The 628-nt window shown below is 47.5% G+C and carries 2 protein-coding genes; both read right to left on the bottom strand.

The window, feature by feature from the left end; translation table 11 throughout:
• On the bottom strand, positions 1–204 hold a 204-nt coding region (locus R7Q46_RS28000), incomplete at its 3' end, for a YecH family metal-binding protein (RefSeq protein WP_318078410.1).
• 69 nt (positions 205–273) lie between these two features.
• A partial coding sequence (locus R7Q46_RS27995) for a lysoplasmalogenase family protein (protein ID WP_318078409.1) occupies positions 274–628 on the bottom strand: 355 nt, incomplete at its 5' end.

Here is a 628-nt window from a genome sequence, read left to right as displayed (position 1 = left end):
CGCCATGTTGACGACGAACTTGCCTTCGAGTTCGCGAACCTTATCCCGCTGTAATAAAAAGGTTAGCAATGCATCTAAGTCTAGATCATTCAACTTACAGGTATGAAAACGTGCGTCTGCGCCAAAATGTTGTGCGAGCTCGTCGCGGCTCATTGGGGTTTCACGTAGTAGGTTTAGTAAGTTGTGAGCATGAATGTCACTCATCGTTAACTCCAGTTAGCAAATAGAACCCGACCAGTGTACTGAAATCGTCATGCGCTGCTTTGACTTACGTTAGTAAATGATAGAAGCAACAATGAGTGCATGAGCAAGAAAGTAGCTTCCACTTACCCAAACATACGCGCGCTTCATTGGTTTACGGAATCCGTGTATGGCGTAAGCGAGCGCAGAATACGTCATGATGACGGTGCCACTAAAGCCAATGGCATTCGCGTAGCTAGGCGTTTGTAGCCAAACCTCACCGGCTGCCCAAGCGAGCTGCACTAGCATTATGCCCATAGTCACTACGGGAAAAACGAGCGAATCTAACTGCGGTAAAAGAAGGAAAAACGCCACGATACTGGCGGCAAGCAACAAAGCCAACAACCACCACACGATATCGCCATTGAGCTGAACCCAAAAAGATTTG

This window comes from Vibrio sp. 811, from assembly GCF_033339195.1.
Note: the sequence above shows the minus strand (reverse complement) of the source record. Positions and strands in the feature narration are given on the sequence as shown.